Genomic DNA, 20,883 nt, shown 5'->3' on the forward strand with positions numbered 1-20,883 from the left:
TGTCCTTTTGCTCGGTAAGGCCTGGCGCGGGGTGAGCCAGCGGGAGTGCCGGCGGATGGGTCAGAACGGAGCGGCGTACGCTTGGTGCTGCACGCTGATCCAGTGGTCGGTGGTGAACTCGTCGATGATCCAGTCGCTGTTGAAGCGGCCGATGCCGCTGTTCTTCTCGCCGCCGAACATCGCCGACGGATCGTCGTTCGGGCTGATGTCGTTGATGTGGGTCATCCCCGCCTCGATCCGCTGCGCGAAGCGCAGACCGCGCGCCGCGTCGCCGGTGAACACCGCGCTGGACAGGCCGAACTCGGTGGCGTTGGCCATGCGCAGCGCGTCCTCCTCGTCGGCGGCGCGGATCAGCGGCGCGATCGGGCAGAACTGCTCGGTCTGCGCCAGCGCCGAGTCGTTGGCGACATCGACGAATACCTGCGGCGGCAGCACCTGCCCGATCGGCGCGCCGCCCAGCACCTGGCGCTGCCCCTCGGCCTGCGCGGCGGCCAGGCGCTCGGTGGCGGCCTGCAGCTGGCGGGCGTTGATCAGCGGGCCAATCACCGTGTCCGCCAGGTTGGGATCGCCCACTTTCAGCCCGCGCGCGCGCTCGACGAAGGCCTCGACGAAACGGTCGTACAGCGGCGCCTGGACGATGATGCGGTTGCTGCTCATGCAGATCTGGCCCTGGTGCAGGAAACGGCCGACGATCGCGCCGGTCACCGCCCGCTCCAGGTCGGCATCGTCCAGCACCACGCACGGCGCGTTGCCGCCCAGCTCCAGGCCGACGCGCTTGAGCCGCGGCCCGCTGACGGCGAGCTCGCCGATGCGCCGCCCGACCCGGGTGGAGCCGGTGAAGGAGATGAATTTCGGGATGGGATGCAGGGTGAAGGCATCCCCGATCTCGGCGACCTGGCCGACGACGACGTTGAACAGCCCGGGCGGCAGCCCCGCCTCCTCGTAGATGCGCGCCAGCAGCAGGCCGCCGGTCACCGGCGTGTCCTCGGCCGGCTTGAGCACCACGCCATTGCCCAGCGCCAGCGCAGGGGCGACCGAGCGGCTGGACAGGTGCAGCGGCCAGTTCCACGGGCTGATCACCCCGACCACGCCGAGCGGGCTGCGGTACACGCGGCTTTCCTTGCCGGCGATGTCCACCGGCAGGATGCGGCCGGCCACGCGGCTGGGCATGGTCGCGGCGGCCAGCGCGTCGGCGCGCAGCGCGCCCCATTCCATCTCCGCCTTCAGCCGGGTGCTGCCGGATTCGGCGATCAACCAATCGACGATCTCGGCATGCCGGCGCTCGATGACCTCGGCGGCGCGCAGGAACACCGCGGCACGTTCGCGCGGCAGGGCGCGGGCCCAGTCGCGCTGCACCGCCGCGGCGGAACGGTAGGCCGCGTCCAGGTCGGCCCGCGACGCATTGGCGATCTCGGTCAGCAGCGACTGGTCGTAGGGATTACGGTCCTGCAGCACGGTGCCGGCGCTGCCGGGGCGCCACTGGCCGGCGATGTACTGCCCGGTGAAGTCGTTCGGGTATCGGCTATCGCTCACGGTGGTTGTCCTTGGTGGAGGTGGGCACGCGTTCGGCAGGCGCGGCGGTTGCGGCGCGGCCGGTTGTGGAAGGCGGCATGGCGGCTTCGGCGAGCGAACGGCTGGTCAGCCGCCTGCGCGCCCACGCCAGGCACTGCAGCGTGTCGGCGGTCGCTTGCCGCGGATCGCTGCAGGCCAGCAACCGGACCTGCGCAGCGCGCAAGCGGCGGTGCGCACGCAGTGCCGCCGCCGCATCGGGCGCCCGCTCCACGCGTGAGGCCAGGCGCGCGATGCGCCGCAGCAGCAGGCGGCGCCGTGCCGCCGGCGTGGCCGGCAGGATCAGCCAGTAGGTCGCGACCGCCAGCAGCACGCCGACGACGATCGCCGCTGCCTGGTGCAGCGCCATCGCGGCCGGCACCGGCGGCGAGCCGGGCTGGGCCACGAGCAGGAAGGTCAGGGTCAGATCGATCGCCATCCTGGCCGTGCGCGGTCGCTGCATCAGCCAGGCGCCCAGCAGCAGGAACGGCGCGATGCACAGCAGCACCGGCAGCAGGCCCTCGGCATGCGGCAGCACCAGCAGGCGCGCGCCGGCACCGAGGAGCGCGCCCGACAGCGAGCCGAGCAGCACCTGCAGCAGCGCCTGGTTGCCCTGGTCGCTGCTGGAAAAAAGCGAGGCGAACAGCGCGGCGGTCATCGCCATCATCGCGCCCATCTGCCAGCCCGTGCCCCACCACAACGCGGCGGCGATGGCCAGCGCGACCACCGGGCGCAAGGCCGCGCGCGACATCGCGGCGACATCGATGTCCCATGCCAGGCCAGATGGAAGCGAGGCCGCGGGTCCGTGCAGCGCCTGTCGCAGTTCGTCGAGCGTCGCGGCCAGCGCCGGCTGTCCGGCCGATGCGGCGTGCGCGGCAAGCAGGACGAGCCGATCGTCGGCCTTGTGCGGCATCGCCGGCAGCTCGGAAACGGTGGCCTCTGGCGGCTGCAGCGTCAGCGCGATCAGCTCCAGCACCGGGCCGGCGATGCGCCGCACCCGCAGCGCGACGCGACGCCCGCTCAGCGAACCGGCCGCGTCGCTCTCGATGTCCCGATCGAGCGCCTGGATCTGCGCGATGACGGCCCCGGCCGGCGCCGGTGCGGCGCCGCGCAGCTGCGCCTCCACCCTGCACAGGCAACGCTGCAGAACCGCCTCCAGGCGCACCGCCACGTGCTCGCCGCGCGCCGCTGCTGCCCCATGCAGCGATACCAGGCTTACGCAGACGATCCCGAGCACGGTGCAGACCACGCGGTCCAGTGCCAGCCCCGCGTCGAACGCGCCATCGCCGAGGCCGAACAGCGCCACGATCGCCGCGGTATAGCCGGCCAGCACGAAACCGTAGTTGCGGAAATGGCGAAACAGGCTGCCGACGCCCGCGCACAGCGCCAGCCACACGGCGATCGCCGCAAGCAACAGGGCCGGAACGCCACCGAGCGTGTGCAGGATCAAGGCGCCGACGATGGCCCCAAGCGCCGTTCCGACGAACCGTGCCACACCGCGTTCCAACAACAGGCCGCGGGTGGGCTGGGCGACCAGCCAGACCGTCATCGCCGCCCACCACGGATGCTGGATGCCCAGGCCCGCGGCGATCGCCAGCGCCAGCAACGCCGCAAGCGTCGTGCGCAACGTCCAGGCCACGGGGCCATCCGTGCCCAGGCTAGGCGTCTGTCGCGAAACGAGCATCGGATTGGCCACGGGCCCTTCTTAACTGAACTAATTCGTACAGTTATCCGCCCAGGAAAGGGTCACGTCAACATTTCTTTACGATGTCGTTCAGTTATCAGCTATGTTATCGGCGAAGACCGCACCGGCCGCCAAGCGCGCCACGGCCTTCTTCCCTTCCGGATATCGACGAGACCCGCTGCACGATGCGCAAGAAAACCGAAGTCCGCCGCCTGAGCTTCGCCAATGCCGCCGGCAAGCTGTTCATCGAACGCGGCTTCGGCGCGGTGACCATGGAGGCGATCGCAGCGGAAGCCGGCGCCTCCAAGGTCACGCTGTATGGCTACTTCGCGAGCAAGGACGCCTTGTTCGAAGCGTTCGTGGTGGAAGCCGGCCGCGGCGGCCTCGCCGCGCTCGAGGCGTCGAAACAGGACACCGATCTGCAGCAGAGCCTGCTGCATCTGGGCACGGCCTACCTGGAGCTGGTGATGCGCCCGGATGTCGTCGCGCTCAACCGGCTGATCATCGGCGAAGCCGGACGCCAGCCGCAGCTGAGCCGCATCTTCTACGAGAACGGCCCCAAGCAGACCCTGCTCACGATCTGCGACGTACTGGAAAGCCTGATGGAGCGCGGCCTGCTGCGCCGCGCCGCGCCGCGGCAGACCGGCCTGTACTTCAAGTCGCTGTGCGAAGCGGGGATGCTGGAACGGCAGCTGTGGGGACTGGACCCGCCGCCCGATGCCGAGAGCCGCCAGGCGGCCGTGCTCAGCGCCATCGACGCGTTCCTGCCTGCGTATCGTCCCGCATCGTCGTAACCGAAGTCCGCACCGCCTCGGGGCAGCAAGACCCACGTCTCTTCTCGCGACTGCGACGCGCAGGTACCGACGACTTCGCCGCATGTTCATCGGCCTGCGGCTAGCGTGTGCCCTTTATGGCGAAGGAATTCTGCGCATGCGCAAGGGCACCGCATTGGTGGTCGGGGTCACCGGCATCTCCGGCTACAACCTGGCGAACGTTCTCGTTGCCGAAGGCTGGACCGTCTATGGGCTGGCGCGCCGTCCGGTCGCGCAGGAAGGCGTGATTCCGGTCGCGGCCGATCTGCTCGACCGCGACGCGACCATCGCCGCGCTGCGCGGGTTGCCGATCACCCACGTGTTCTTCTGCACCTGGACGCGGCGCGACACCGAGCAGGAAAACGTCGCCGCCAACGGCGCGATGCTGCGCCACCTGTGCGAGGGCCTGGACAGCGCAGCGCTGCAGCACATGGCGCTGGTCACCGGCACCAAGCACTACCTGGGTTCGTTCGAGCACTACGGCAGCGGCAAGGCGGAGACGCCGTTCCGCGAGAGCGAGCCGCGCCAGCCCGGCGAGAATTTCTACTACACGCTGGAGGACCTGCTGTTCGACGCCGCCGCGCGCCATGGCTTCGGCTGGAGCGTGCACCGCTCGCACACCATGATCGGCCAGGCCAACGGCAGCAATGCGATGAACATGGGCGTGACCCTGGCGGTGTACGCGGCGCTGTGCAAGCACAGCGGGCAACCGTTCGTGTTTCCCGGTTCGCGCGCGCAATGGGACAGCCTCACCGACCTCACCGACGCCGGCCTGCTCGGCCGCCAACTGGCCTGGGCCGCGACCAGTCCGTCTGCGCGCAACCAGGCGTTCAACACGGTCAACGGCGACGTGTTCCGCTGGCGCTGGATGTGGGGCGAGATCGCCGCGTTCTTCGGCCTGGAGGCGGCACCGTATCCGGATGCGCCGATGCCGCTGCAGCCGCGCCTGCAGCACACCGCACCGGCGCAGTGGCGCGAGATCGCCGAGCGCCACGGGCTGGTGCAGGCGGACGTGAACCAACTGGCGTCGTGGTGGCACACCGACGCCGACCTCGGCCGCGAGATCGAGTGCGTCAACGACATGACCAAGAGCCGCGACCTGGGCTTCCTCGGCTATTACGACAGCCGCGCGTCGTTCCTGGAGCTGTTCGCGCGGCTGCGCGCGCAGCGGGTGATCCCCTGACGGTCGCAGCATCGGCGGGATAGCCGCCGCTGTGAGAGCGGCGGTGCGGGATTGTCGAATTGATGGACACTTGAGCGGTCTTCATGCGGTTGGTCGCCCCCGTTGCGGGAGCGACTCCGCATGCCTCGGCCCATCAGCCCATCGGTTCCGCGACGGGGCAGACGCCGACTTCGCTCGTCGCGGCTGAAGCCGCTCCTACAGTGGCTTGCGGCCGACCGGCTGGGTGCACTGTGGAAAGAACTCCAGTCCCGACTGTTTCCGAAGCCGGATAGCTGGATGGCTCTGCTCGTCGCGGCTGAAGCCGCTCCTACAGTGGCTTGCGGCCGACTGGCTGGGTGCACTGCGGAAAGAACTCCAGTCCCGACTGTTTCCGAAGCCGGATAGCAGGATGGCATCGTTTGTCGCGGCTGAAGCCGCTCCTACAGGAAGCTCGCGGGCGACTCGCGGGGTGCACTGTAGGAGCGGCTTCAGCCGCGACCGATCGCCGAAACCGCCATGCTCCCGGGATGCATGGGTCGTGACCGACGGGCCGCGGCCATGCCGGCGCGCCTTCCACGCCGGCATGCCTGCCGCTACACGTCGGCAGGCGCCAGTTCGCGCAGCTTGCCCTGGTGCAGTTCCAGCACGCGGTCGAGCTTGCGCGCCAGGCTGCGGTCGTGGGTGACCAGGGCCAGGCTGGTGCCGTGCGCGCGGTTGAGGTCGAGCATCAGCGCGAACACGTTGGCCGCGGTCTTGTCGTCGAGGTTGCCGGTCGGTTCGTCGCCGAGCACGCAGGCCGGGCGGTTGACCAGCGCGCGCGCCACCGCCGCGCGCTGGCGCTCGCCGCCGGACAGCTCGCCGGGCTTGTGCTCCAGGCGGTGGCCCAGGCCCACCGACTCCAGCAGCGCACGCGCGCGCGCGTCGGCGTCCTTGACCGCGGCGCCGCCCAGCAGCACCGGCATCATCACGTTCTCCAGCGCGGTGAATTCCGGCAGCAGGTGATGGAACTGGTAGACGAAGCCGAGCGAGCGGTTGCGCAGCTGGCCGCGCGCCGCGTCCGACAGCGCCGACATGCGCTGCCCGGCCACATACACCTCGCCGGCAGTGGGGACGTCCAGGCCGCCGAGCAGGTGCAGCAGCGTGCTCTTGCCGGCGCCGGACGCGCCGACGATGGCCACGGTCTCGCCCGGCGCCACCGCCAGGTCCAGCCCGTCGAACACGGGCGTGCGCATCTTGCCCTCGGCGTAGGTCTTGCCCAGGCCTTCGGCACGGATCGCCGCCTGCGCTTGCTGTGGCTTGTGCATTGCCGATTCCCGATTCCCGATTCCCGACTCCCGGCCCTCATTCATAACGCAGCGCCTCCGCCGGTTGCGTGCGCGCGGCGCGCCAGGCCGGATACAGCGTGGCCAGGAAGCTCATCAGCAGCGCGACGATGGTGATCACCACCACGTCGTGCGGCTGCATGTCGGTGGGCAGGCCGGTGATGTAGTACACGTCCTCCGGCAGCAGCTTGATGTTGAACAGCGCCTCGATGCCGGCCAGGATCCGCTCCAGGTTCAAGGTCAGCAGGATGCCGCCGATCACCCCGGCGATGGTGCCGAACACGCCGATCAGCGTGCCCTGCACCATGAACACCTGCATCACCCCGCCCGGGCTCAGCCCCAGCGTGCGCAGGATGGCGATGTCGGCCTGCTTGTCGGTGACCAGCATCACCTGCGAGGACACCAGGTTGAACGCGCCCATCGCGATGATCAGCGACAGCAGGATGCCCATCACCGTCTTTTCCATCTTCAGCGACTGGTACAGGTTGGCGTTCTCGCGGGTCCAGTCGCTGACCATGTACGGGCCGTGCAGGTTCAGCGCCAGGTCGCGCGCCACCTCCCAGGCCAGGTCCATGTTGTGCAGCTTCAGGCGCACGCCGGTGACGCCGTCGCCCATGCGCAGCACGCGCTGCATGTCCGGCATGCTGGTCACCGCCAGGCCACGGTCGATCTCGTTGTAGCCGGCTTCGAAGATGCCGCTGACGGTGAAGCGCTTGTAGCGCGGCACCATGCCCATCGGGCTGGCCTGCGGTTCGCCGAGCATCACCACCACCTTATCGCCGACGCCCACGCCCAGCCACAGCGCCAGTTCCTGGCCGAGCAGGATGTTGTAGGAGCCGGGGGTGAGGCTGTCGATCGAGCCCTGCTTCATCTTCTGCGCCAGCACCGAGACCTTGGCCTCTTCGCTGGGCAGGATGCCGCGCACGATCGCCGGCTGGTTGCGCTGCCCGGTGAGCAGCGCCTCCTCTTCCACGTACGGCGCGGCGCCGGCCACGCGCGGATCGCGGGTCGCCACGTCCACCGCATGCTGCCAGTTCTCCATCGGCGCGCCTTGCGCGCTGACCGTGGCATGCGCGGCCATCTGCAGCAGGCGGTCGCGGATCTCCTTCTGGAAACCGCTCATCACCGCCAGCGTGGTGATCAGCACGGTCACGCCCAGGGCGATGCCGAGGATCGAGGCCATCGAGATGAAGGAGATGAAGTTGTTGCGGCGCTTGGCGCGCAGATAGCGCAGGCCGATGGCCACGGGTAAGGGTTTGAACATGCGCAGCCACCATCCAGGGAGCGCTATGGTGCCATCTGCAGCGGCGCAGACGAAGCGGCACGGGCCTGAGCGGCCAGACGCAGTTCACGTCGTGCCGCCGGCGGCAGCGTGTCCGGCCACCAGGCCAGGCGCCCGACCCGGCCCTCCGCGTCGCGCCAGCGCACGAAGGCCAGCGGCCCGCGCCAGTCCACCTGCAGCGCCGCCAACGGCTGGCCGTCGAGGCTTGCCGCGGCGCTGCCCTGCGGCGGGATCAGCAGCGCGCGCGGCGCGCGCCGGGCTTCGCGCCGCAGCAGCAGTACCGCATACAGCGCGGCCAGCGCCGCCGCCGGCCAGGCGCAACTGCGCGGCATGTCCGAACCCAGGATCGACAGCGGCGCCAGCACGCTCAGCAGCGCCAGCGCCGCCAGCAGCCAGCGCGAGGGACGCCACTCAAGCCGGCATGGCGCGGATGGTGGCGATGAGATCGGCGGCGCGTGCATCGGGACAAGCCTCGTAGCCCATGAACCAGCGCCACAACTTATCGTCCTCGCAGTCGAGCAGGTATAGGAAAACCCCGCGCTCGGCTTCGGACGCCTGCGCCCAGCGCCGGTCTAGGTAGCGCCCGAACAGCTGGTCCAGTTCGCGCATGCCGCGCCGGCAGCGCCAGCGCAGCTTCTTCAGTTCGGTGGCTTCGTCCATCGCATCGCACCCCTGTCTTGGTGGGCGGACGCCTGCTGCGGCGACCGCCGGAAACGCGCGCGGCACCGAACCCGAGAGCCGGTGCCGCGCAAGTCGGACGGGCCTGCCGTCCGTGGTGAAGCGCTAGCCGATCAGGCGCGACGCGCCATCATCAGCTTCTTGATCTCGGCGATCGCCAGCGCCGGATTCAACCCCTTCGGGCAGGTCCGCGCGCAGTTCATGATGGTGTGGCAGCGGTACAGCTTGAACGGATCTTCCAGATCGTCCAGGCGCGCACCGGTGTCCTCGTCGCGCGAGTCGATGATCCAGCGGTAGGCCTGCAGCAGGATCGCCGGGCCCAGGTAGCGCTCGCCGTTCCACCAGTAGCTCGGGCAGCTGGTCGAGCAGCACGCGCACAGGATGCATTCGTACAGGCCGTCGAGCTTCTTGCGGTCTTCCGGCGACTGCAGCCGCTCGCGGTCCGGCGGCGGCGGGGTCTGGGTGCGGATCCACGGCTTGATCGACGCGTACTGCGCGTAGAAGTGGGTCAGGTCCGGCACCAGATCCTTGATCACGCTCATGTGCGGCAGCGGATAGATCGGCACTTCGGCCTTGTCGCAGTCGGCGATCGCCTTGGTGCAGGCCAGCGTGTTGGTGCCGTCGATGTTCATCGCGCACGACCCGCAGATGCCCTCGCGGCAGGAACGGCGGAAGGTCAGGGTCGGATCGATCTCGTTCTTGATCTTGATCAGCGCGTCCAGGACCATCGGGCCGCACGCGTCCAGATCCACCTCGTAGGTGTCGGTGCGCGGGTTGCTGTCGTCGTCCGGATTCCAACGGTAGACCTTGAAGGTACGAGCATTCTTCGCGCCGGTGGCGGGAAAGTGCTTGCCCTTGCCGATCTTGGAATTCTTGGGGAGGGTGAACTCTGCCATGGCTTTAAAATCCGGGAATGGGGATTGGGGAATGGGGAATGGGAAGCAGGGGCGAAGAGCGCAGGCGCTTTTTTCGATTCCCCATTCCCGATTCCCGTTTCCCGGCTTTGGTCAGTAGACGCGCGGTTTCGGCGGCACCACGTCGACGTCCTTGCTGAGCGTGTACATGTGCACCGGACGGTAGTCGAAGCTGCACTGGCCCTTGTCGTCGACGGTGACCAGGGTGTGCTTCTGCCAGTTGACGTCGTCGCGGTCCGGGAAATCCTCGTGCGCATGCGCGCCGCGGCTTTCCTTGCGTTGCTCGGCCGAGTTGATCGTCGCCACCGCGTTGAGCAGCAGGTTGTTCAGCTCGTAGGTCTCGATCAGGTCCGAATTCCACACCAGCGAGCGGTCGGAGACCTTCACGTCCTCGAACGTGGCGTAGATCTCGGCCATCTTGTCGACGCCTTCCTTGAGCGTCTTGCTGGTGCGGAACACCGCCGCGTCGGACTGCATGGTGCGCTGCATCTTGTCGCGGATCACCGAGGTCGGCGTGCCGCCATTGGAATTGCGCAGCTTGTCGAGCAGGCCCAGCGCCTTGTCGCAGGAATCGCTGGCCAGGGTCTTGTGCGGCGCGCCGGTCTTGATCGTCTCGGCGCAGCGGTTGGCCACCGCACGCCCGAACACCACCAGGTCCAGCAGCGAGTTGGAACCCAGGCGGTTGGCGCCGTGCACCGACACGCAGGCCGCTTCGCCGATCGCGTACAGGCCGGGCACCACCGCATCGGGGTTGTCGCCGTCCTTGCGCACCACTTCGCCGTGGTAGTTGGTCGGGATGCCGCCCATGTTGTAGTGCACGGTCGGGATCACCGGGATCGGCTGCTTGGCCACATCGACGCCGGCAAAGATGTGCGCGCTCTCGGCGATGCCGGGCAGCTTCTCGTTGATCACCTCCGGGCCGAGGTGGGTCAGGTCGAGCAGGATGTGGTCCTTGTGCTCGCCGACGCCGCGGCCTTCGCGGATCTCGATGGTCATCGAACGCGACACCACGTCGCGCGAGGCCAGATCCTTGTAGTGCGGCGCGTAGCGCTCCATGAAGCGCTCGCCATTGCTGTTGCGCAGGATGCCGCCTTCGCCGCGCACGCCCTCGGTGATCAGGCAGCCGGCGCCGTAGATGCCGGTGGGGTGGAACTGCACGAACTCCATGTCCTGCATCGGCAGGCCGGCGCGCATCACCAGGCCGCCGCCGTCGCCGGTGCAGGTATGCGCGGAGGTGGCGCTGAAGTAGGCGCGGCCGTAGCCGCCGGTGGCCAGCACCACGCCGTGGGCGCGGAACAGGTGCAACGAGCCTTCGGCCATGTCCAGCGCGAGCACGCCGCGGCACACGCCTTCCTCGTCGAAGATCAGGTCCAGCGCGAAGTACTCGATCATGAAGCGCGCGTTGTGCGCCAGCGACTGCTGGTACAGCGTGTGCAGCATGGCGTGGCCGGTACGGTCGGCGGCGGCGCAGGTGCGCTGCGCGGACGGGCCTTCGCCGTACTTGGTGGTCATGCCGCCGAACGGACGCTGGTAGATCTTGCCGTCCTCGGTGCGGCTGAACGGCACGCCGTAGTGCTCCAGCTCGATGATCGCCGGGATCGCCTCGCGGCACATGTACTCGATCGCATCCTGGTCGCCCAGCCAGTCCGAGCCCTTGATGGTGTCGTAGAAGTGGTAGCGCCAGTCGTCCTCGCCCATGTTGCCGAGCGCGGCGGAGATGCCGCCCTGCGCGGCCACGGTGTGCGAACGGGTCGGGAAGACCTTGGTCAGGCAGACCGTCTGCAGGCCCTTGGCGGCCAGGCCGAAGGTGGCGCGCAGGCCGGCGCCGCCGGCGCCGACCACGACCATGTCGTACTTGTGTTCGGTGATCTTGTAAGCGGACATCTAGTTTGAATTCCTGTTCCGGGCGCCGATCAGGCGCTGCCCAGCGCGATGCGGGCGACCGCGAATACACCGACGATCGCACCGAGCACGGCGACGAACTTCACCGTGGTCTGCAGCGCCAGGGCCAGCAGCGAGTTGTGCACATAGTCTTCGAGGATAACCTGCAGGCCGATCTGCGCATGCCAGAACATCGCGACCAGGAAGCCGACCAGCAGCACCGCGTTCCACGGCTTGGCCACCGCCTCGGTGGCGGTGACGTAGTCGGCGCCGAGCAGGCTCAGCACGAACACCAGGAACCAGATGGTGAGGCCGACCAGCGCGGTGGCGGTGAGTCGCTGCAGCACGAAGTGCTCGGTGCCGGACTTGGCGGCTCCCAGGCCGCGCACGTTCTTCAACGGGGTGCGGTATCGGCTCATGCGGCGGCTCCGGTCAGCACGTAGGCCCAGATCAGCGCGACGATCACCAGGCTGCCGATCACCGACAGCCAGCTGTTGCGCACGAAGGCGGGGATGCTGAAGCCGTGGCCGAAGTCCTGCACGATGTGGCGCAGGCCGTTGCACAGGTGGTAGGCGAAGGCCCAGCTCCAGGCGAACAGGAACAGCTGGCCGTACCAGGCGCCGGCCATGCCGCGGAAGCAGTTCCAGGAGGCCGGGCCGAGCATCAGCACCAACAGCGCGGCCGCAATGATCAGGGCACCGACCGACAGGATGATGCCAGTGGCTCGATGCAGGATCGAGGTCACCATCTGGATCTGCCAGCGATAGACCTGCAGGTGGGGGGAAAGAGGACGTTCGCGGGTCGCCATTCGCTGGGCTCGTTGTCTCGGCTGGGCGGCGTGCTTAAGGCCGCGTTGGCTCAAAGCTGCTCAAAAATCGATGCAGCGTCCGTTTTTCTCCCAGTCGCCGTAGCGCGTCGGCTCGAGGCCGCCGCGACCGCCGATTTCCCGCGGCGCAGGCGTCGCTTCCGGAGTGTTCTCCTCGGCGGGTCGCTGCGTTTCGGGATCGGGCTCGGGTGTGGGGGTTGGTTGGCCTATCATGCGGGTCTCACAACAGCGTAATTTTAGTCCTCCCCCTCGTGCCTGACAACCTGAATCTCACTTCCGCCGGTTTTTCCGCGCTCCCAGACCTGCAATACGTGGCGTTGAGCGGCGCGGATGCAGTCGCTTTCGCCCAGGCGCAGTTCGCCAACGACGTGCAGGCGCTGCGCAACGGCCATTGGCAATGGAACGCCTGGCTGAGCGCCAAGGGCCGGGTGATCGCGCTGTTCGCGCTGCTGCGCCGCGCCGACGACGCCCTGCTGGTGCTGCTGCCGGACGGCGGCGCAGCGGACCTGGCCATGGCGCTGAACCGTTTCGTGTTCCGGCGCAAGGTGCGCATCGCCGCGCACGACGATCTGCACGCCTACGCGCGCCTGGCGGCGCCCGCGCATGCGCAAGGCGCGGTGCTGGCCGAGCGTGGCGACGGGGCGATCGAACTGGACATGGGCGGCGACGGCCTGCCGCGCACGCTGCTGTTGGTGCCGGCCGCGCAAGCCACGCAGGACGTGGCTGACCCCAGCTTCGCCGCCGCCTGGCGCCAGGCCGATCTGCGCCTGGGCCTGGCCCGGCTCGATCCCGGCCAGCGCGAGCAATGGACCCCGCAACAGCTGGCGCTGGACCGGCTGCACGCGTTCAGCGTGAAGAAGGGCTGCTATCCGGGCCAGGAGATCGTCGCCCGCACCCATTTCCTGGGCAAGGCCAAGCGCGCACTGCAATTGCTGGAGGTGGACGGCACGGCCGAGGTCGGCGCGCAGGTGCTGCGCGACGGACAGCCGCTGGGCAGCGTGGTCAGCGTCGCCGGCACGCTGGCGCTGGCGGTGCTGCCGCTGGAGGAGGCGCCGCCGACCGGCCTGTCCATCGGCGCGCATCCGGCGCACTGGCAGCCGCTGCGCGACGGCCTGGCACGCTGAGCGAGCCTCGCAGCCCGCCGTCCTGCCCTCCTCGGCAGCGGGCTGCGTCGGCGCGGCGGCGCGCTGTCAGAACTCGCCGCCGCCGGCCGGCGCGATGCCTCAGGCCGGCGACAGGCGCTCGCCGCTCTCCGGATCGAAGAAGTGCAGCGCCTCGCCGCGCACCGCCACGCGCAGGGGCTCGCCCAGGCCGGGTAGCGTACGCGGCGCCACCCGCATCACCAGCGGCTGGCTGCCGTAGCTGAGGTTGACGAAGATCTCGTTGCCGACCGGCTCGATCACCTCGACCGTGGCTTCGAACCCACCCTGCCCGTCCTCGCTGGGCTGCAGGTGCTCGGGGCGCACGCCGATCGCGATCGGCCGGCCCAGCCATTGCGGCGCCACATGCGCGCCGTGCAGCGGCACGCGGCTGCCGTCGGCCAGCTGCAGTTGCTGCAGGCCGCCCTCTTCGAGCAGTTGGCCCTGCAACACGTTCATCGCCGGGCTGCCGAGGAAGCCGGCCACGAACAGGTTGGCCGGGCGGTCGTACAGCGCCATCGGCGTATCGATCTGCTGGATCCGCCCGTCCTTGAGCACCACGATGCGCTGGCCCAGGGTCATCGCCTCGACCTGGTCGTGGGTCACATAGATCATCGTGGTGCCGAGCTTGCGGTGCAGCTGCGCGATCTCGGTGCGCACCGAGTGGCGCAGCTTGGCGTCCAGGTTCGACAGCGGCTCGTCGAGCAGGAACACCGCCGGCTCGCGCACCAGCGCGCGGCCCAGCGCCACGCGCTGGCGCTGGCCGCCGGACATCGCGCGCGGCAGCTTGTCCAGCATCGGGGTCAGGCCCAGGGTGTCGGCGGCGGCGGCGACGCGGCGCGCGATGACGTCCTTGCTCTCGCCGCGCAGCTTCAGCCCGAACGCCAGGTTCTCGGCCACGGTCATGTGCGGGTACAGCGCGTAGCTCTGGAACACCATCGCGATGTCGCGGTCCTTCGGCGCCACGTCGTTGACCACGCGCTCGCCGATGCGCAACTCGCCGCCGCTGATCTCCTCCAGGCCCGCGATCATGCGCAGCAGGGTGGATTTGCCGCAGCCCGAGGGCCCGACCAGCACCATCAGTTCGCCGTCGGCCACTTCGAAGCTGGCCCCGTGCACGGCGACCTGGCCGTTGTCGTAGACCTTGCGGATGTTGTCCAGTTGTACTTTCGCCATGGTGCGGTATCCGGTTTCCGGCTGGAGAGACGGGCTGCCGCCGGTCCCTCCCGAAGGCAGTGCATACGAATGCGGTTCGCATCGTGCCAGCGACACAGGCAACAATGGGATCGCAATGCGGTATTCTGCCATGTAACCGTTTTCACGGGGCAACATCGACGCCTGGGAGGGCTTGCGATGCGAACCGCCAGCCGCCGCCGTCCGGCGTGCGCCGAGCGCCGGCTCTGATGCTTGAGGCATTAGACAGGTATGCTCAGAGGTCTGGCAGTCGTATTCATCTCCCGGATCGTGCGGTCCCGCCTGGCGGTCGTCATCGCTATGCCCCCGCGCGAGCTGCAGGACGGATACAGGCCGCTTCCGCCGCTTGCTTACCAACGCCACGTCACTACTAGCCCCCAGGTGATCGACGAAATGTCACCCGAAACCGAAAACCGGTCGATGCACGATACGTTCCTGCTGTTTGGCGCCACCGGCGATCTGGCCCAGCGCTACCTGTTCCCGTCGCTGCTGCGCATGCTCGACGACGGCTTCCTGCCGGAAGACTTCCGCATCCGCGCGCTGGCGCTGTCGCCGCACGACACCGCCAAGTTCCACGAGATCCTCAAGCCGCGGCTGCAGGCGGCGATGCCGCAGGTCAGCGAGGCGGTGATCCAGTCGCTGCTGGATCGCACCGACTACCGCTCGGTGGACCTGCGCAATGCCGAGTCGGTGGCCGACGCGGTGCGCGAGCTGGCCTCGCGCAAGTGCGTCAGCTACCTGGCGATCCCGCCGGGGCTGTACATCAGCACCTGCCAGGGCCTGGCCCTGGGCGGGGCGCTGGCCGCGCCGAACCGGCTGATGCTGGAGAAGCCGATCGGCCACGACTCGGCCAGCGCGCGCGAGATCCTGCAGGCGATCGGCGCGCTGATCGACGAGGACCGCGTGTTCCGCCTGGACCACTACCTGGGCAAGGCGGCGGTGCAGAACCTGATCGCGCTGCGCTTCGGCAACACGCTGCTGGAGGCGGTGTGGAACCGCAACTACATCGAGTCGGTGGAGATCCTGGTCGCCGAGAGCGAGGGCGTGGACGGCCGCGACGCCTACTACGCGCGTTCCGGCGCGCTGCGCGACATGGTCCAGAGCCATATCCTGCAGCTGCTGTGCCTGGTGGCGATGGAGCCGCCGGCCTCGCTGGAGGCGGACCGCATCCGCGACGAGAAGGTCAAGGTGCTGCGTGCGCTGCGTCCGCTGCAGGCCGCGCACGCCGCGCGCGACAGCGTGCGCGGGCGCTACACCGCCGGCACCATCAACGGCCAGCAGGCGCAGGCCTACCAGCCGCCGGAAGGCAGCGACGTGGAGACCTTCGTCGGCGTCACCGCCTACATCGACAACTGGCGCTGGGCCGGGGTGCCGTTCCGGCTGTGCACCGGCAAGCGCCTGGCCGAACGCACCACGCGCATCGTGGTCACGCTCAAGCCGGTCACCCATTGGCTGTTCGAGCGCCCCGACGCGAAGCACGTGGCGCCGAACCGGCTGACCTTCCAGCTGCAGCCGCAGGAGAACATCGAACTGGGCCTGATGAGCAGCCTGGCCGGCCCGGAATGGGGCGCGCTGGAACTGCAGCCGCTGGAACTGGAACTGTCGGTGCCGACCGGCCTGCATCGCCGCATCGCCTACGAGCGGCTGATGCTGGACGCGCTCAACGGCAACCACGCGCTGTTCGTGCGCGACGACGAAGTGCGCGCGGCCTGGGCCTGGATCGACAGCGTCAGCGACGCCTGGGCGCAGGCGCAATTGCCGCTGCTGCCCTACCCGGCCGGCAGCTGGGGGCCGCAGGAGGCCGAACGCTACGTCTCCGCCGACGACGCCAGCGCCGTGCAGCGGGACGCGTCATGAGCGCGCCGCTGCGGCCGGTGCTGGTCGCCGACATCGGCGGCACCAACGCGCGCTTCGCGCTCGCCGACCTCGACGCGTCCACGCCGTTGCTCGACGACAGCACCCAGACCTATGCGGTGGTGGAGTTCCCGTCGCTGGGCGACGCGGCGCGCCACTACCTGCAGCAGACCGGCGTGGACGCGCGCAGCGGCGTGTTCGCCGTGGCCGGGCGGGTGGACGGCGACGAGGCGCGGATCACCAACCACCCGTGGGTGATCTCGCGCTCGCGCACCTGCGCCATGCTCGGCTTCGACGAGCTGCACCTGATCAACGACTTCGCCGCGCAGGCGATGGCGATCAGCCTGCTGCAGCCGCAGGACGTGGTCCAGGTCGGCGGCGCGGCGTGGCAGCCGGCGCCGGTCGCCACGCCGCGCAACTACGCGGTGATCGGCCCCGGCACCGGCCTGGGCGTCGGCGGCCTGCTGACCCGCGGCGGCCGTTGCATCCCGCTGGAGACCGAGGGCGGCCATGTCAGTTTCCCGCCGGGCACGCCCGAGGAGATCCGCATCCTGGAGCTGCTGTCGCAGCAGTTCGGCCGCGTCTCCAACGAACGCCTGATCTGCGGCCCCGGCCTGGTCAACATCCATCGCGCGCTCAGCGAGATCGCCGGCGACAACCCCGGTCCGCTGCAGCCGGAGGACATCACCGCCCGCGCCGCGCAGGGCGACTACCGCGCGATGCGCACCATCGACGTGTTCTGCGCGGTGTTCGGCGCCATCGCCGGCGACCTGGTGCTGGTGCAGGGCGCCTGGGACGGCGTGTTCCTGACCGGCGGCCTGGTGCCGAAGATGCTCGACGCGCTGCAGCACTCCGGCTTCCGCCAGCGCTTCGAGCACAAGGGCCGCTTTTCGTCGATCATGGCGCGGGTACCGTCGCTGGCGGTGATCCACCCCCGTCCCGGCCTGCTCGGCGCCGCCGCCTACGCGGTCGATGCCGAGCGGCAATCCCCAGGAGTCGTTACATGAGCCCCACGTTGTCCGATCGCATCACCCTGATCCGCTACGACGATCCCGACGAATGGATCGACGCGGCGGCGGCAGAGATCGGCGACGCGCTGCGCGCGGACATCGAGCTGCGCGGCAACGCGCGGCTGCTGCTGTCCGGCGGCACCACCCCGGCGCCGGTGTACCAGGCGCTGGCCGAGTTGCCGCTGGACTGGACCAAGCTGGAAGTGGGCCTGGTCGACGAGCGCTGGCTGTCGCCGCAGGACAGCGACAGCAATGCCTACCTGGTCCGGCAGAGCTTCCTGGAACGTGCCGAAGGCGCGCGCTTCGAGCCGCTGGTGCGGGTCGGCAAGCCGCTGCAGGATTGCGTGCACGCCGCCAACCTGCATGCGCAGCATGCGCCGGCCGCGTGCATGGCGGTGCTCGGCATGGGCGGCGACGGCCACACCGCGTCGCTGTTCCCCGGCGCCACCGACCTGAACAAGGCGCTGGCCAATCCCCTGCCCTACGCCGCGCTGGACGCCACCGGCTGCCCCGGCGCCAACACCTGGCCGCTGCGCATCACCCTGACCCCGGCCGGGTTGGCGCCGATCGGCCAGCGCATGCTGTTGCTGCGCGGCAAGCAGAAGCTCGACGTGCTCGAGCGCGCGCTGGCCGGCAGCGATCCGCACGAATTCCCGATCCGCGTCGCCTTCGACACGCCTGGTGCGCGCTTGCGCGTGCATTGGTGTGAGTGAGGCTGGGAGTGGGGAATCGGGAATCGGGAATGGGAACAGCCGCGCGCTGCCACCGTCCCGGTTTGTCCGAGTTCCTCGCTCCGTTATGCGACGCCACCCCCACACTTCATAGCCACTTCAGCCAATGAGCCTGCATCCGAAAATCCACGCGATCACCGAACGCATCCGCGCACGCAGCGTACCGTCGCGGCGCGCCTACCTGGCCGGCATCGATGCCGCATTGCGCGACGGCCCGTTCCGCAGCCGCCTGAGCTGCGGCAACCTGGCGCACGGCTTCGCCGCCTGCGGCCCGACCGACAAGAGCCGGCTGGAAGGCGGGATCACCCCGAACCTGGGCATCGTCACCGCCTACAACGACATGCTGTCGGCGCACCAGCCGTTCGAGCACTACCCCGAGATCATCCGCAGCACCGCGCGTGCGCTGGGCGCCACCGCGCAGGTCGCCGGCGGCGTGCCGGCGATGTGCGACGGCGTGACCCAGGGCCGTCCCGGCATGGAGCTGTCGCTGTTCTCGCGCGACGTGATCGCCCAGGCCACCGCGATCGGCCTCAGCCACGACATGTTCGACACCACCCTCTACCTGGGCGTGTGCGACAAGATCGTGCCCGGCCTGCTGATCGGCGCGCTGGCGTTCGGCCACCTGCCGGCGGTGTTCGTGCCGGCCGGGCCGATGACCCCAGGCATTCCCAACAAGCAGAAGGCCGAAGTGCGCGAGCGCTACGCCGCCGGCCAGGCCACCCGCGAGGAACTGCTGGCCGCCGAATCGGCGTCCTACCACGCGCCCGGCACCTGCACCTTCTACGGCACCGCCAATTCCAACCAGGTGTTGCTGGAAGCGATGGGCGTGCAGTTGCCCGGCGCCTCGTTCGTCAATCCGGGCACGCCGCTGCGCGACGCGCTGACCCAGCAGGCCACCGAGCGCGCGCTGCGCATCACCGCGCTGGGTAGCGATTTCCGCCCGCTCGGCCGGCTGATCGACGAACGCGCGATCGTCAACGCCGCGGTCGCGCTGATGTCCACCGGCGGCTCCACCAACCACACCATCCACTGGCTGGCGGTGGCGCGCGCGGCCGGCATCGTGCTGACCTGGGACGACCTGGACGAACTGTCGCAGATCGTGCCGCTGCTGACCCGCGTGTATCCCAACGGCGAGGCCGACGTGAACCATTTCGCCGCGGCCGGCGGCGTGGGATTCGTGTTCCGCGAGCTGATGGACGCGGGGCTGATGCACGACGACCTGGCCACCATCGTGCCCGGCGGCATGCGCGCCTACGGCGACGAGCCGTGCGTGCAGAACGGCGCGCTGGCCTACGTGCCGAGCCCGGCCAAGAGCGCCGACGAAAGCGTGGTGCGCCCGGCCTCCAATCCGTTCGAAGCGCAGGGCGGATTGCGCCTGCTGCGCGGCAATCTCGGCCGCTCGCTGATCAAGCTGTCGGCGGTGAAGCCGGAATTCCGCACCATCGAGGCGCCGGCGGTGGTCATCGACGCGCCGCAGGCCTTGAACAAGCTGCACGCCGCGGGCGTGTTGCCGCACGACTTCGTGGTGGTGCTGCGCTACCAGGGCCCGCGCGCGAACGGCATGCCGGAACTGCATTCGCTGGCGCCGCTGCTGGGCCTGCTGCAGAACCAGGGCCGGCGCGTGGCGCTGGTCACCGACGGGCGCCTGTCCGGCGCCTCGGGCAAGTTCCCGGCGGCGATCCACGTGACGCCGGAAGCGGCGCGCGGCGGCCCGATCGCGCGCGTGCGCGAAGGCGACATCGTGCGCCTGGACGGCGAAGCCGGCACCCTGGAAGTGCTGGTGGACGCCGCCGAATGGGCGGCGCGCGCACTGGCGCCGAACACCGCGCCGGCTGCGCACGACCTCGGCCGCAACCTGTTCGCGATCAACCGCCGCGTGGTCGGTCCCGCCGACCAGGGCGCGATGTCGATCTCCTGCGGCCCGCCGGCCGCCGACGGCGACGACTGGAACTACGACGCCGAGTACGACCTGGGCCGCAGCAGCGAGGCCGCCGACGCGCCGCACGAGGCGAAGGACGCGTAAGCCTGCGGCCCGACCGGCGCCACCGGCGCCACGCCACCCCCGCGTCGGCCGCCTGCGGCCGATGCACTCCCGCCATCTTCGCGACTACGAGATTGCCATGACGATTGCCGAACACCAGAACACCGCCGAACAGCTCCTGCGCGCCGCCGGCATCCTGCCGGTGGTGACCGTGCACAGCCTGGACGAGGCGCGCCGCGTCTCCGCCGCGCTGCTCGAAGGCGGCCTGCCCGCGATCGAGCTGACCCTGCGCACGCCGGTGGCGATGGACGCGCTGGCGATGCTCAAGCGCGAACTGCCGGACATCAAGATCGGCGCCGGCACCGTGCTCACCGAAACCCAGCTGCAGCAGGCGATCGACGCCGGCGCCGATTTCATCGTCACCCCGGGCACGCCGCCGGCGCTGGCCGACGCGCTGGCGCGGGCGCCGCTGCCGGTGGTACCGGGCGCGGCCACCCCGACCGAACTGCTGGCGCTGATGGCGCGCGGCTTCCGCGTCTGCAAGCTGTTCCCGGCCACCGCGGTCGGCGGCCTGGCGATGCTCAAGGGCCTGGCCGGTCCGCTGGCGGACCTGAAGCTGTGCCCCACCGGCGGCATCGGCGAAAGCACCGCGGCCGAGTACCTGGCGCAGCCGAACGTGGTCTGCATCGGCGGCTCGTGGATGGTGCCGAAGGACTGGCTGGCCAATGGCGAGTGGGACAAGGTGCGCGAGAGCGCGGCGAAGGCGGCGGCCATTGTCCGCGGGATTCGGGATTAGGGATTCGCTAAAGCCCGGCTCCCCGCGATCGGGAAACGAACAAAAAAAGCGCCGGCATGCCGGCGCTTT

20 protein-coding genes are annotated in these 20,883 nt (G+C 69.6%); 8 read left to right on the top strand and 12 right to left on the bottom strand.

Annotation, left to right across the window (positions count from 1 at the left end):
• Positions 1–60 precede the first annotated feature (60 nt).
• Together AB8810_RS14465 and AB8810_RS14470 are read right to left on the bottom strand one after the other, a co-directional pair.
• A complete protein-coding gene (locus tag AB8810_RS14465; protein ID WP_369914026.1) occupies positions 61–1,533 on the bottom strand; it encodes an aldehyde dehydrogenase family protein in 1,473 nt (490 codons plus the stop codon).
• On the bottom strand, positions 1,523–3,187 hold the full coding sequence (locus AB8810_RS14470; RefSeq protein WP_369914027.1) for an FUSC family protein: 1,665 nt from the start codon (positions 3,185–3,187) through the stop codon (positions 1,523–1,525). The genes AB8810_RS14465 and AB8810_RS14470 overlap by 11 nt, the downstream gene beginning before the upstream one ends.
• Before the next feature lie 128 nt (positions 3,188–3,315).
• Here AB8810_RS14470 and AB8810_RS14475 point away from each other — a divergent pair, with 128 nt between their 5' ends.
• Entirely contained in the window at positions 3,316–4,026 is a 711-nt protein-coding gene (locus AB8810_RS14475; protein ID WP_369914028.1) for a TetR/AcrR family transcriptional regulator, read from the top strand.
• A 136-nt stretch (positions 4,027–4,162) separates the two neighbouring features.
• Positions 4,163–5,227, top strand: a complete 1,065-nt coding sequence (locus tag AB8810_RS14480; RefSeq protein WP_369914029.1) for an SDR family oxidoreductase — start codon at positions 4,163–4,165, stop codon at positions 5,225–5,227.
• A 572-nt stretch (positions 5,228–5,799) separates the two neighbouring features.
• On the opposite strand, the gene lolD is transcribed toward AB8810_RS14480, so the two are convergent.
• From lolD to AB8810_RS14525, 9 genes are all read right to left on the bottom strand, one after another.
• Positions 5,800–6,510 (bottom strand): lipoprotein-releasing ABC transporter ATP-binding protein LolD, encoded by a 711-nt coding sequence (gene lolD / locus AB8810_RS14485; protein ID WP_255432568.1) that lies wholly within the window; start codon positions 6,508–6,510, stop codon positions 5,800–5,802.
• 37 nt (positions 6,511–6,547) lie between these two features.
• A complete protein-coding gene (locus AB8810_RS14490; protein WP_179564026.1) occupies positions 6,548–7,792 on the bottom strand; it encodes a lipoprotein-releasing ABC transporter permease subunit in 1,245 nt (414 codons plus the stop codon).
• Between the two features lie 23 nt (positions 7,793–7,815).
• The gene (locus AB8810_RS14495; protein ID WP_369914030.1) at positions 7,816–8,271 is read right to left on the bottom strand and encodes a hypothetical protein; all 456 of its coding nucleotides are present in this window, start codon (positions 8,269–8,271) and stop codon (positions 7,816–7,818) included.
• Positions 8,222–8,470, bottom strand: a complete 249-nt coding sequence (locus AB8810_RS14500) for a succinate dehydrogenase assembly factor 2 (protein WP_191824597.1) — start codon at positions 8,468–8,470, stop codon at positions 8,222–8,224. Before AB8810_RS14500 ends, AB8810_RS14495 begins: the two co-directional genes overlap by 50 nt.
• Before the next feature lie 131 nt (positions 8,471–8,601).
• A complete protein-coding gene (locus AB8810_RS14505) occupies positions 8,602–9,384 on the bottom strand; it encodes a succinate dehydrogenase iron-sulfur subunit (RefSeq protein ID WP_179564023.1) in 783 nt (260 codons plus the stop codon).
• A gap of 111 nt (positions 9,385–9,495) precedes the next feature.
• On the bottom strand, positions 9,496–11,286 hold the full coding sequence (gene sdhA / locus AB8810_RS14510; RefSeq protein ID WP_206228495.1) for a succinate dehydrogenase flavoprotein subunit: 1,791 nt from the start codon (positions 11,284–11,286) through the stop codon (positions 9,496–9,498).
• Positions 11,287–11,315: 29 nt separating this feature from the next.
• On the bottom strand, positions 11,316–11,702 hold the full coding sequence (sdhD, locus tag AB8810_RS14515; RefSeq protein ID WP_179564020.1) for a succinate dehydrogenase, hydrophobic membrane anchor protein: 387 nt from the start codon (positions 11,700–11,702) through the stop codon (positions 11,316–11,318).
• Positions 11,699–12,091 (bottom strand): succinate dehydrogenase, cytochrome b556 subunit, encoded by a 393-nt coding sequence (gene sdhC, locus AB8810_RS14520; RefSeq protein ID WP_179564018.1) that lies wholly within the window; start codon positions 12,089–12,091, stop codon positions 11,699–11,701. Before sdhC ends, sdhD begins: the two co-directional genes overlap by 4 nt.
• Before the next feature lie 60 nt (positions 12,092–12,151).
• Positions 12,152–12,322 (bottom strand): DUF1674 domain-containing protein, encoded by a 171-nt coding sequence (locus AB8810_RS14525; protein ID WP_179564016.1) that lies wholly within the window; start codon positions 12,320–12,322, stop codon positions 12,152–12,154.
• Positions 12,323–12,360: 38 nt separating this feature from the next.
• Here AB8810_RS14525 and AB8810_RS14530 point away from each other — a divergent pair, with 38 nt between their 5' ends.
• Positions 12,361–13,233 (top strand): folate-binding protein YgfZ, encoded by an 873-nt coding sequence (locus AB8810_RS14530; protein ID WP_369914031.1) that lies wholly within the window; start codon positions 12,361–12,363, stop codon positions 13,231–13,233.
• 99 nt (positions 13,234–13,332) lie between these two features.
• Here the strand turns inward: AB8810_RS14530 and AB8810_RS14535 are convergent, their stop codons facing one another.
• Entirely contained in the window at positions 13,333–14,424 is a 1,092-nt protein-coding gene (locus AB8810_RS14535; RefSeq protein ID WP_369914032.1) for an ABC transporter ATP-binding protein, read from the bottom strand.
• 411 nt (positions 14,425–14,835) lie between these two features.
• Here AB8810_RS14535 and zwf point away from each other — a divergent pair, with 411 nt between their 5' ends.
• The 5 genes from zwf to AB8810_RS14560 all read left to right on the top strand — a co-directional run bounded on the left by zwf (position 14,836) and on the right by AB8810_RS14560 (position 20,814).
• Positions 14,836–16,299: a glucose-6-phosphate dehydrogenase gene (gene zwf, locus AB8810_RS14540; protein WP_225209771.1), complete on the top strand. Its 1,464-nt coding sequence runs from the start codon at positions 14,836–14,838 to the stop codon at positions 16,297–16,299.
• On the top strand, positions 16,296–17,303 hold the full coding sequence (gene glk, locus AB8810_RS14545; protein ID WP_179564008.1) for a glucokinase: 1,008 nt from the start codon (positions 16,296–16,298) through the stop codon (positions 17,301–17,303). The genes zwf and glk overlap by 4 nt, the downstream gene beginning before the upstream one ends.
• Positions 17,300–18,019, top strand: a complete 720-nt coding sequence (locus tag AB8810_RS14550; RefSeq protein WP_179564006.1) for a 6-phosphogluconolactonase — start codon at positions 17,300–17,302, stop codon at positions 18,017–18,019. Before glk ends, AB8810_RS14550 begins: the two co-directional genes overlap by 4 nt.
• 124 nt (positions 18,020–18,143) lie before the next feature.
• Positions 18,144–20,060, top strand: coding sequence for a phosphogluconate dehydratase (gene edd, locus AB8810_RS14555; RefSeq protein WP_206228498.1), 1,917 nt, complete (start codon positions 18,144–18,146; stop codon positions 20,058–20,060).
• A gap of 97 nt (positions 20,061–20,157) precedes the next feature.
• Positions 20,158–20,814 (top strand): bifunctional 4-hydroxy-2-oxoglutarate aldolase/2-dehydro-3-deoxy-phosphogluconate aldolase, encoded by a 657-nt coding sequence (locus tag AB8810_RS14560; RefSeq protein WP_179564002.1) that lies wholly within the window; start codon positions 20,158–20,160, stop codon positions 20,812–20,814.
• Positions 20,815–20,883 lie beyond the last annotated feature (69 nt).

Source organism: Xanthomonas sp. NCPPB 3005, from assembly GCF_041228095.2.
Classification (GTDB): Bacteria; Pseudomonadota; Gammaproteobacteria; order Xanthomonadales; family Xanthomonadaceae; genus Xanthomonas_A; species Xanthomonas_A bonasiae.

Coding starts and splice junctions, on each gene's coding strand:
- AB8810_RS14475 (WP_369914028.1), top strand. CDS start 3,316: ATGTCGTTCAGTTATCAGCTATGTTATCGGCGAAGACCGCACCGGCCG.
- AB8810_RS14480 (WP_369914029.1), top strand. CDS start 4,163: ATGCGCAAGGGCACCGCATTGGTGGTCGGGGTCACCGGCATCTCCGGC.
- lolD (WP_255432568.1), bottom strand. CDS start 6,510: ATGCACAAGCCACAGCAAGCGCAGGCGGCGATCCGTGCCGAAGGCCTG.
- AB8810_RS14490 (WP_179564026.1), bottom strand. CDS start 7,792: ATGTTCAAACCCTTACCCGTGGCCATCGGCCTGCGCTATCTGCGCGCC.
- AB8810_RS14495 (WP_369914030.1), bottom strand. CDS start 8,271: ATGCACGCGCCGCCGATCTCATCGCCACCATCCGCGCCATGCCGGCTT.
- AB8810_RS14500 (WP_191824597.1), bottom strand. CDS start 8,470: ATGGACGAAGCCACCGAACTGAAGAAGCTGCGCTGGCGCTGCCGGCGC.
- AB8810_RS14505 (WP_179564023.1), bottom strand. CDS start 9,384: ATGGCAGAGTTCACCCTCCCCAAGAATTCCAAGATCGGCAAGGGCAAG.
- sdhA (WP_206228495.1), bottom strand. CDS start 11,286: ATGTCCGCTTACAAGATCACCGAACACAAGTACGACATGGTCGTGGTC.
- sdhD (WP_179564020.1), bottom strand. CDS start 11,702: ATGAGCCGATACCGCACCCCGTTGAAGAACGTGCGCGGCCTGGGAGCC.
- sdhC (WP_179564018.1), bottom strand. CDS start 12,091: ATGGCGACCCGCGAACGTCCTCTTTCCCCCCACCTGCAGGTCTATCGC.
- AB8810_RS14525 (WP_179564016.1), bottom strand. CDS start 12,322: ATGATAGGCCAACCAACCCCCACACCCGAGCCCGATCCCGAAACGCAG.
- AB8810_RS14535 (WP_369914032.1), bottom strand. CDS start 14,424: ATGGCGAAAGTACAACTGGACAACATCCGCAAGGTCTACGACAACGGC.
- zwf (WP_225209771.1), top strand. CDS start 14,836: ATGTCACCCGAAACCGAAAACCGGTCGATGCACGATACGTTCCTGCTG.
- glk (WP_179564008.1), top strand. CDS start 16,296: ATGAGCGCGCCGCTGCGGCCGGTGCTGGTCGCCGACATCGGCGGCACC.
- AB8810_RS14550 (WP_179564006.1), top strand. CDS start 17,300: ATGAGCCCCACGTTGTCCGATCGCATCACCCTGATCCGCTACGACGAT.
- edd (WP_206228498.1), top strand. CDS start 18,144: ATGAGCCTGCATCCGAAAATCCACGCGATCACCGAACGCATCCGCGCA.
- AB8810_RS14560 (WP_179564002.1), top strand. CDS start 20,158: ATGACGATTGCCGAACACCAGAACACCGCCGAACAGCTCCTGCGCGCC.